This window comes from Methanocalculus sp., from assembly GCF_030651615.1.
Taxonomy (GTDB): Archaea; Halobacteriota; Methanomicrobia; order Methanomicrobiales; family Methanocorpusculaceae; genus Methanocalculus.
The window spans coordinates 1-8,866 of sequence record NZ_JAUSCG010000185.1 but is presented as its reverse complement, the minus strand read 5'-3'; the positions used below and the strand labels follow the sequence as shown (position 1 = coordinate 8,866).

Sequence of the window (8,866 nt, the reverse complement as noted above, 5' to 3'; positions counted from 1 at the left end):
CCGGGAGCTTTCAGAGAAGGCCGGGATCCCCCCGGCAACACTCTACAAGATCGCTTCCGGAGAGAGAGATCCCCGCTTATCGACGGTACGGCGAATCGTTGCCATGTTTGAACCGAAAGAAGGGAGGTTCATCGCAGTCGTTGCTGCCAAGTTCCTCCTTGATGAAATCGAGGGATCTGAGGTCACAATCGGCAGCAAACCCATCCGGCTGAAAGGGTATGCTGCAAACTCCATCGATGACTGTATCATGGCAGCTGTTGAGGCAAGAAGAGAGGGGGCTGCCGGGATCATCTGCGCCCCTATCCTCTCATCGCTCATCGAGCGGATCGTCGATATTCCTGTTGCAATATTGAAACCTGAGCCGATGGCGGTTATCAATGCAGCGAACATCATCGCTAAAAGGATCGAGAGGATCAGTTCAATCTCATCCCACCCCTGATCGTCCCGATGACCTCGGCTACACCAGGAGCAGGGTTGACCGGGTTCACCAGAATACACTCGGTGATGGCAGATCCGACGACCACCGCATCTGCACCGGCGCCCACCGCCTCATCTGCGGTCTCTGCAGATCCGATCCCAAATCCGACCGCAACTGGAAGATGAGATAATTCCTTCACCCTTCTCACTCTGACTCCGAGGTCATCAGGAAGGTGCGTACGCCTCCCGGTGACACCTGGTGCCGAAACGAGGTAGAGGAAGCCACGGCCGAGAGCTTCGATCATTCGTATCCGATCCGGCGAAGTAGAAGGTGCGATGATGAAGATAGGATCGATCCTCTTCTGTCTAAGAAGCGATGCCCCTTCTTCAGGGGGCATATCAACAACCAGAATGCCATCGGCACCGGCATCTGCAGCATCCCTGAAGAACTGCTCTTCCCCTCTGACGATGATCGGATTGACATAGGTCATCAGGGAGATCGGAATCTGACTCTCCCTCCTGATCGTTCGGATGAGCGCAAATGCTGTCTCAACCCCTCCACCCGCGATTATTGCCCGTTCATGGGCAGACCGGATCACCGGGCCGTCTGCAACAGGATTTGTATTCGGTATGATCAATTCGAGTATATCAGCACCAGCTGCGATGATCGCTCTGACCACCTCAAGCGAGAGCTCATATGTTGGGTCCCCGGCAACGGTGCAGGCGATGAGGAGAGGGGCATCACTCTTAGAGAATGCCGCTTCGATCCTGGTCATACCCGACCTCCAGGGACGGTTGCAAGATCCTTATCTCCACGCCCGGAAAGGGTAACGGCGATCAGGCTCCCTTCATCCATCTCTTCTGCGAGACGAAGTGCTGCTGCAACCGCATGTGCCGACTCAAGTGCAGGGATGATCCCCTCAGTTCTGGAGAGGAGGCGGAAGGCTGCCACCGCCTCTGCATCCGACACGCACATGTACTCCGCCCTCCCGATATCCCTGAGATACGCATGTTCAGGCCCTACACCCGGATAATCAAGGCCTGCCGAGATACTATGGGTCTCACTGATCCTCCCTTCATCATCCTGAAGAACCGAAGTGAACGCTCCATGGAGGACACCTGCTGTTCCACAGGAGAGGGATGCGCCATGATTGCCGGGATCTAATCCCCTCCCCCCTGCTTCGGCTCCGATCAGCCGGACAGATTGATCAAGGAGGGGAAAGAAGGTCCCGATTGCATTCGATCCCCCACCAACACAGGCGACTGCGGCATCCGGGAGCCTCCCCTCCTGGTTAAGAGACTGTGTATAGAGTTCCCTCCCGATTACGCACTGGAAGTCGCGGACAATTCCCGGGAAGGGATCAGGACCGACACATGATCCGATCAGATAGTGGGTATCGTCTGCTGATCCGGCCCAGTTTCGGAGCGCTTCATCAACAGCATCCGATAATGTTGCCGATCCCGTCGTCACCGGGGTGACCGTTGCTCCGAGGAGCTCCATTCGCGAGACATTCGGGGCCTGCCTCTGCATATCCACAGCACCCATGAAGACCTCAACCTCAAGGCCGAGGACCGCACCCGCCATCGCAGTCGCAACCCCGTGCTGACCAGCACCAGTCTCCGCAATAAGCCGCCTTTTTCCACTCATCTTCGCAAGGAGCGCCTGGCCGAGGGTATTATTGATCTTATGGGCACCACCATGAAGGAGATCTTCCCGTTTCAGGCAGATGGTCACACCGGTCTCCTTTCCAAGATTTCTGCACGCATAGAGCGGGGTCTCTCTCCCGGCAAACCGGGTAAGAAGTGAGTGCAGCTCATCCTGTGCCGCAGCATCACGCTGAAACCGGGCATATGAATGTGTGAGATCCTGCAATGCTGCGATCAGAATCTCAGGTGCATACCTTCCTCCATATGGTCCGAATCTTCCCGCCTTCATGGATATTCTCCCCTGCATGCACTGATAAATGCCTTTACCTGATTCAGATCCTTCACACCCGGACGTATCTCAACACCGCTTGAGACGTCAACTCCTGCCGGGCCAACCGATCGGATAACATCCCCAACCGATGAAGGAGTGAGTCCTCCTGAGAGGATCACCGGGAGTTTTGTCTTCGCTATCGCTGCCTTTGCATGGTGAACATTCAGCGGTATACCCCGGCCATGGGAGGCATCAAGGAGGAGGCAGTCAGCAGCATCTGTCGGGAGGGTGATTCCATCCCAGCCGGAAATGCTGACGAAACGGTCAGGGATCGTATGATCATGATAGGTCTGGATTGCATCCGGAGAGAGCCTGCAGATAGAACTGATATCTGCAGGGCATCTCGTCGTGGTGACGCAGACCGTCTCCACTTTCCCGGAAACCGCCTTCAGGATGGCCTCTGCACGACGAAGGGTGACTGACCTTTTGGAGTCTGTGAAGAGAATGATTCCGATCGCATCCGCACCGGCAGCTACTGCCGATTCGGCATCTTTTGGGCTTGTAATTCCGCATACTTTTACATACATACAAATCTCTCCGTTGCTCTCCTTGGATCTGATGCAGATGAGATCGAACTTCCAATTAAGACCGCACTGCATGTTTTCATATACTTCATAACTTCATCAGGCCTCGTGATCCCGCTCATTGCAATCGGAATGCGACCGGCAGACCGGATCATCGGAGCTATCAGAGAAGCCCGATCGGTATCAATGCTAAGGGTGGAGAGATCACGGTTGTTGATCCCGATGATATCCGCATTTGTCAGAAGAGCCGATTCTGCTTCCTCCTCGTCTCCTACCTCAACAACAGGTTCAAGCCCGCATGACAGGGCCAGATCGACAAATTCCGGTAGATCACTCCCGATCACCGAGGCGATCAACAGGACCGCATCAGCACCTATCGCACGGCTCTCTTTTATCTGAACGGGATGGACGAGGATGTCTTTTCTCAGGATTGGAAGACTGATATGCCGCCTCACCTCTCTGATGAATAATGGATCACCCGCAAAGACCGTCGGCTCAGTCAGAACAGAGATGGCAACAGCTCCACCCGCTGCCATCGCAGCCGCAAGCTGACCCGGTGGAAGGGTTGCACCTGTTCTTCCATGCGGAGATGCGTACTTCACCTCAGCAATCACCGCCGGAGATCTCGACAGAATTGCTCGCTTAAGACTCCTCACCGGGAGCAGTTCCTCCAGAAACACCTCCGGAAGTGCCTCTGCCCTCATCATGGACGATTTTTTAATTTCATCCAGGATCAAGCGGACCCACCCCCGATCTCCGAGAGTAACCCAAGCGATTCAGCTGCTCTGCCAGAATCGACTGATCGCGTTGCCATCGTGAGTGCGGAGGAGAGGGTGGCTGCTCCACCTCCAACGACTATCGCACCGGCGGCATTCAGAAGAACACTATCACGGCAGGGACCATCTTCACCATCAAGTACTGATCTGATCATCGCCGCACTTTCATCAGGCCCATCTGCACGAAGTGCTTCAATTGGTGCAGGCGACAGACCAAGATCTGATCCGGTGATTCTGTAATCGGTGATCCTGCCGGAATGGAGCTCACAGATCCGGTTCTCTCCATAAAGCGAGAGTTCATCAATTCCATTGCCGGAGACGACCATTGCATGGGAAACACCGAGTGAGCGGAGCGCCCCGGCCATCGGATAGAGAAGGGCAGGATCAGACACCCCAAGGATACGGTTAATCGGGCCTGCCGGATGGGAGAGAGGTCCTACGACATTGAAGATCGTCCGGAATCCAAGTTCCGATCTGACCTCAGCCAGCCTCAGTACAGCAGGATGGTAGTCACGTGCAGAAAGAAAGGCAATACCGGCATTCTGAAGAGCCATATCAGCTTCTTCCTCGGTACGAGAGGATCTGATCCCGAGTACGGCAAGCACATCGGCAGATCCTGATCTGCTCGTGACCGCCCGGTTTCCATGCTTTAAAACCGGTATACCTGCTCCTGCGGTGACAAATGCAGCCGCTGTGCTGATGTTGAAGGTCATCGCATGGTCACCACCTGTCCCACAGGTATCAACTGCCCGATCGGCTCCGGGCAGAGTGAGGCGTCTTGCATTCGAGAGGAGGATATCGGCACAACCATAGAGATCATCTTCATTCAGGGGGTGTGTCCTGAGTGCAAAGAGGAAAGCCCCCGTCTGTGCAGGTGTTGCGGAGCCGGAGATGAGATCGGCAAACGCCGCGGCAATCCCACCTTGAGGAATTGCTGATCCATCAGCCATCGCACGACAGATCTCCTGAATCATGCAGTGTCACCACCATGAAGAAACGCATCCAGAAGAAGGTCACCGGATTCGGTGAGGAAACTCTCGGGATGAAACTGTACCCCTTCAATCGGGTATCGTTTATGGCGGATTCCCATTGGGAGACCATCATCAAGTGAATATGCGGTGATCTCGAGATCCGGTGGCAGGGTGAGTCGATCGATGACAAGGGAATGGTACCTGACCGCAGAGAACGGGCTCTTTAAACCCCGATAGATCCCTCGTCTGTCATGCAGGATCGACGACACCTCACCATGAACGGGACGGGGGGCATGAATGATCCTCCCTCCTGCTGCGGTACAGATCGCCTGATGCCCAAGGCAGACACCAAGTGTCGGAACCGTCTTTGAGAGGGTGGCAAGGATCTGAAGCGGAAGGGCGAGATCTCCGGGCTTTCCCGGTCCCGGTGAGAGGATGATCCGATCGGGCTCCTCTCCGGCAACAGCAGAGAGCGGCTGATCTGCGGGTATCACGATGGGATCAGCCCCAAGACCCCCCACAAGCTGGACGAGATTATAGCTGAAACTGTCGAAACAGTCGATGATGGCGACCTTCATGAGATCTCCCTTCCGGCAGCGGCGATGGATCGGAGGCAGGCCTCGGCTTTTATTGCAGTCTCATCATACTCCCTGTCCGGATCAGATCCCGCTACTATGCCTGCTCCCGCCTGAACAGAAGCAACAGAATTCCGGATGACGACGGTTCTGATCGTGATGGCAAATGCAATCTTCTCCCTTCCGGCATAACCGATCGCACCCGCATAGACACCCCGAAGCTCCCGCTCCTCTTCTGCAATCAGCTCCATCGCCCGCTTCTTCGGAGCACCTGAGACGGTGCCTGCCGGAAAACAGGAGCGGAGCGCGTCATAACCATCAGATCCCGGGGCAGATTCTGCTGTGACCGTGGATACGATATGCTGGACACGTGGATACCGTGCCACCTCTGCATACCGGGAGACATGGACAGATCCAAACCGTGCAACTCTTCCGATATCATTCCTCGCGAGATCGACGAGCATCAGGTGTTCGGACCTCTCTTTTGGATCGGCCAGGAGTTCGGCTGAAAGTATATCATCCTGAATGGGATCTGATCCACGAGGTCGTGTGCCTGCGATCGGAACGGTGGTAAGAGTACTTCCGGTTGCGGAGATGAGCATCTCAGGACTCTCTCCTGCGATCTGTTCGTCACCAAAATCGAGGTAATACCCATAACATGAGGGATTGCCTGACCTGAGTCCTGCATATATCTTCAGAGGAACCCCTGTAAAGGGAACGTCTATCCTGCGGGAGAGGACCGCCTGATAACAGTCGCCATCCCGGATATGGGATTTGAGTCGTCTGACACCTTCGGTGAAAGTATGCCGATCCATTGTCGTTGTCAGAACGGAGGGGAGGTCACTTCCAGCAGGTACATCAGAGGAGAGGTCTGCTGAGAGGACTCTGTCTGCCATCCTGCGGATCTTTTCTGCCGCCTCTTCCAGAGGGCGGCGGGAGGTGAGCGTGATCCCCTCAGCAGTGATGATGGCTGCATCCCTTGCGATGAGGAATCTTCCGCCCCCTTCATAGCCGAGGTATCCGGCAGGGGAGAATGGAGGTTCTGTTGAGATTGACCTGAGCTGATCGAAGGGATCATCAGGGAGAGTTATAATCTCAGAGCAGAATCCAAGGGTAATGGCAGAGTCAGGAAACTCAAGAATATAGCCTGGTCCTTCTGCCAGGGCGTGGTATACCGCAACCGGATCTGCTCCCCTGATCGGGAGATACAATCCGGATGCGGCGGTTACCAGTCCGACGGCATCACCATGGCAGGTGTATCAATTTGCATAGTTTATGGTGTGTATTGTACACATATATACATTACTGAACAATGATAATCTTTGTAACGAGAGAAATCTTTTATAATATCAGCGGTTCTATCCACCTCCATGACAGAAAGAAGTGTCTTTGACGGAATTCTTGAGCACCTCAGGACGATGGTTTCATCTGATATTCTGGTGTCAAACCCGATCATCTCAGGTGAACGATCAATCTTCACCATCTCCTCGGTCGGTTTCGGATTTGCCGGGGGAGAAGGAAAAGCGGAAGATGGCACCGGGTCAGGCGGCGGTGCAGGTGCAGGTGTAACCCCGGTTGCGGTGATGGTCATTCACCAGAACATTCCCGGACCTGAAGGCATACAGATCTTCACACTCGGTAAGAAGGGTGAGATCTCTCAGGCGATAGCAACAGCAGCAGAGTCTCTTCCCTCTGTTATCGAGGCGATTCGGGGATCGAAGAAGGAGTAAATGGATCTATTCCTTATCATCCTCGCCCTTGCCTGCCTGGGAGGGATGATCCTCCCCTTCCTCATCTCCTTCTGCGTCACGGTATCGGGGTCGCTTGACCCTGAGGGCTGGTATGCTCGCGGATCGCTTGGACCGATCACGCTCCTTCTTCTGCCGGGCTGGATCGTTGAGGTCCATATCTTCGGATGTACAATCAGATCGTTTAGTATTACGAAAGAGGAGGAGGAAGAACGTGAGGAACTGTCCGGAGAAAAAACACGGTTTTCGATCCCGACTATTCCGAGACTTCCAATCAGCGTTGACTCAGTCGATATCAGCGGTCGGTATGGCTGTTCTGATGCTGGTGATACCGGGAGGATATACGGCTGGATCTCAGCACTCCGTGGTGCCCTCACCGGAACACGGCTTCGTCTATCAATTACCCCCGACTTCACCTCTCCTGCGTGGGCAGTTCGGGTACAATCCCGTCTTCGTATTCGATCACTATTCCACCTTGTATCCTCCCTCATTCCAATGATGAGAAAAATGAAAGATACCATCACATTTTAAATACTTTGATTGCATCTTTCCAGTATACGTGATACATTATGACAGAAGATGAAAAGAAGGAGCAGGAGCCTGTACAGGACCCATTGAATGCTCCTGAGAAAAAGCCGGAGCCAGCACCGGCACCGGCACCTGCGGTCACCCGTGAAAGAGAGACAATTCATGAGATCCGGTACGTTGAGCCTCCTGAAAAGAAGAAAGGAAGTAAGCTGAAGATCATCGGTGTTCTGATACTGATCCTCTTAATCGGTGTGGTCGCAGTCTTTGCAACCTTAAACGTTACAGTCTATGCACCGGTTGCCGGTGCTGCCTATCCGTACACAACGACCTATAATGTCTGGTTCCCACTTGGACAGACTGTAGATGTCAGTGGTATCAGTATGGTCGCCCTCTCCACAGGAGAGGAGATGCTGATAGCAGTCGATGGTAATACCCAGAAGATAGATGTCGGGGAGAATAAACTGATATCCGAGAGGCGGGCGATCGTCAAGACACTCGGGATGACTATCGTCGACACGAACTTCCAGATATTCTTAAACTACCGTGGGCTCTCTGACCCAAAAACAGCAAATTTCTACCTCAGTGTGAAGACCTCACAACAGGTGCCCCAGTTTATCGTGAATCTCCTCCTCCCGAAAGATATCAGGGCGGTCCCCGCCTAACCACGATATCATCCTTTTTTCGGCGATACATCGCCTTTTCTCCTCTGAAAGCCACCGCTTTGCCTTCTCTGATATTGGTATCGGGTGATATGAGAGGCCGCATTCGACATCCCAGAGGATGAGGGAATCTGCTGGTGCCGCCGGTATCCGGCCTCCAGGCTCATTTAAGATCGTCCTGACACGATCAGGCGATATGAGGCCTGTTCCCACCGCCTGGAGGAGGGTTGCCATCCCCCGTACCATATGCCAGAGGAAACTCTCACCCACCACCTCAAATATGATCGAATCATCTTCCATCCAGATCTTCGTCCGGAGGATCTTCCTGGTCGGATCTCTTCCCTCCTCTACACGGGCTATCCGTGAAAAGTTATGTACACCGATAAAATAGCCGGATGCCTCCTTCATTGCTTCCAAATCAAGACCAGATCCAGTGAAGAGATAGCGATATGTCCGGCTCTCTGCCCGATATCTCGGGTTAAAATGATCCGGGACAATTGCCCACCCGGTACACCAGCAGTCGGCAGGGAGCACCCGGTTCAGCGTGGAGACTGCACGCTCAGGTTCCACTGTCGAAAGAGCAATCACCTGACCTCGTGCCGAGACACCTGCATCAGTCCTTCCTGCGGAGACAAATCCAGCTTCCCTGAAGTCATCAAAGAGTCCGAGACGAATGCAGGCTTCGATAAT

Annotated in this window: 12 protein-coding genes; 4 read left to right on the top strand and 8 right to left on the bottom strand. The window is 54.0% G+C overall.

Annotated features, from left to right (window positions below; translation table 11 throughout):
* Positions 1-439: helix-turn-helix domain-containing protein (locus Q7V06_RS08110; protein ID WP_304840407.1), on the top strand; the 439-nt coding region annotated here is incomplete at its 5' end.
* Here the strand turns inward: Q7V06_RS08110 and trpA are convergent.
* From trpA to Q7V06_RS08075, 7 genes are read right to left on the bottom strand one after another with little or no spacing between them, the layout of a single operon-like run.
* Entirely contained in the window at positions 414-1,193 is a 780-nt protein-coding gene (gene trpA / locus Q7V06_RS08105) for a tryptophan synthase subunit alpha (RefSeq protein WP_304840405.1), read from the bottom strand. The two genes, Q7V06_RS08110 and trpA, sit on opposite strands and share 26 nt — an antisense overlap.
* Entirely contained in the window at positions 1,190-2,353 is a 1,164-nt protein-coding gene (trpB, locus tag Q7V06_RS08100) for a tryptophan synthase subunit beta (RefSeq protein WP_304840403.1), read from the bottom strand. The genes trpA and trpB overlap by 4 nt, the downstream gene beginning before the upstream one ends.
* Positions 2,350-2,922 (bottom strand): phosphoribosylanthranilate isomerase, encoded by a 573-nt coding sequence (locus Q7V06_RS08095; RefSeq protein ID WP_304840401.1) that lies wholly within the window; start codon positions 2,920-2,922, stop codon positions 2,350-2,352. The genes trpB and Q7V06_RS08095 overlap by 4 nt, the downstream gene beginning before the upstream one ends.
* On the bottom strand, positions 2,913-3,626 hold the full coding sequence (locus tag Q7V06_RS08090; RefSeq protein ID WP_304840399.1) for an indole-3-glycerol-phosphate synthase: 714 nt from the start codon (positions 3,624-3,626) through the stop codon (positions 2,913-2,915). The genes Q7V06_RS08095 and Q7V06_RS08090 overlap by 10 nt, the downstream gene beginning before the upstream one ends.
* Before the next feature lie 26 nt (positions 3,627-3,652).
* A complete protein-coding gene (gene trpD / locus Q7V06_RS08085) occupies positions 3,653-4,669 on the bottom strand; it encodes an anthranilate phosphoribosyltransferase (protein WP_304840397.1) in 1,017 nt (338 codons plus the stop codon).
* Positions 4,666-5,244: an aminodeoxychorismate/anthranilate synthase component II gene (locus Q7V06_RS08080; RefSeq protein ID WP_304840395.1), complete on the bottom strand. Its 579-nt coding sequence runs from the start codon at positions 5,242-5,244 to the stop codon at positions 4,666-4,668. The genes trpD and Q7V06_RS08080 overlap by 4 nt, the downstream gene beginning before the upstream one ends.
* Positions 5,241-6,452 carry an anthranilate synthase component I family protein gene (locus tag Q7V06_RS08075; RefSeq protein WP_304840393.1) on the bottom strand — a complete coding sequence of 404 codons (1,212 nt, stop codon included), beginning with the start codon at positions 6,450-6,452 and terminating at the stop codon, positions 5,241-5,243. Before Q7V06_RS08075 ends, Q7V06_RS08080 begins: the two co-directional genes overlap by 4 nt.
* 159 nt (positions 6,453-6,611) lie before the next feature.
* Between Q7V06_RS08075 and Q7V06_RS08070 the strand changes: the two genes are divergently transcribed.
* From Q7V06_RS08070 to Q7V06_RS08060, 3 genes are read left to right on the top strand one after another with little or no spacing between them, the layout of a single operon-like run.
* Positions 6,612-6,971, top strand: coding sequence for a GerW family sporulation protein (locus Q7V06_RS08070; protein WP_304840391.1), 360 nt, complete (start codon positions 6,612-6,614; stop codon positions 6,969-6,971).
* On the top strand, positions 6,972-7,520 hold the full coding sequence (locus Q7V06_RS08065) for a DUF2953 domain-containing protein (RefSeq protein WP_304840388.1): 549 nt from the start codon (positions 6,972-6,974) through the stop codon (positions 7,518-7,520).
* A 38-nt stretch (positions 7,521-7,558) separates the two neighbouring features.
* Positions 7,559-8,179 (top strand): hypothetical protein, encoded by a 621-nt coding sequence (locus Q7V06_RS08060; protein ID WP_304840386.1) that lies wholly within the window; start codon positions 7,559-7,561, stop codon positions 8,177-8,179.
* Here the strand turns inward: Q7V06_RS08060 and Q7V06_RS08055 are convergent.
* On the bottom strand, positions 8,111-8,866 hold a 756-nt coding region (locus tag Q7V06_RS08055), incomplete at its 5' end, for a tRNA pseudouridine(38-40) synthase TruA (RefSeq protein WP_304840384.1). The two genes, Q7V06_RS08060 and Q7V06_RS08055, sit on opposite strands and share 69 nt — an antisense overlap.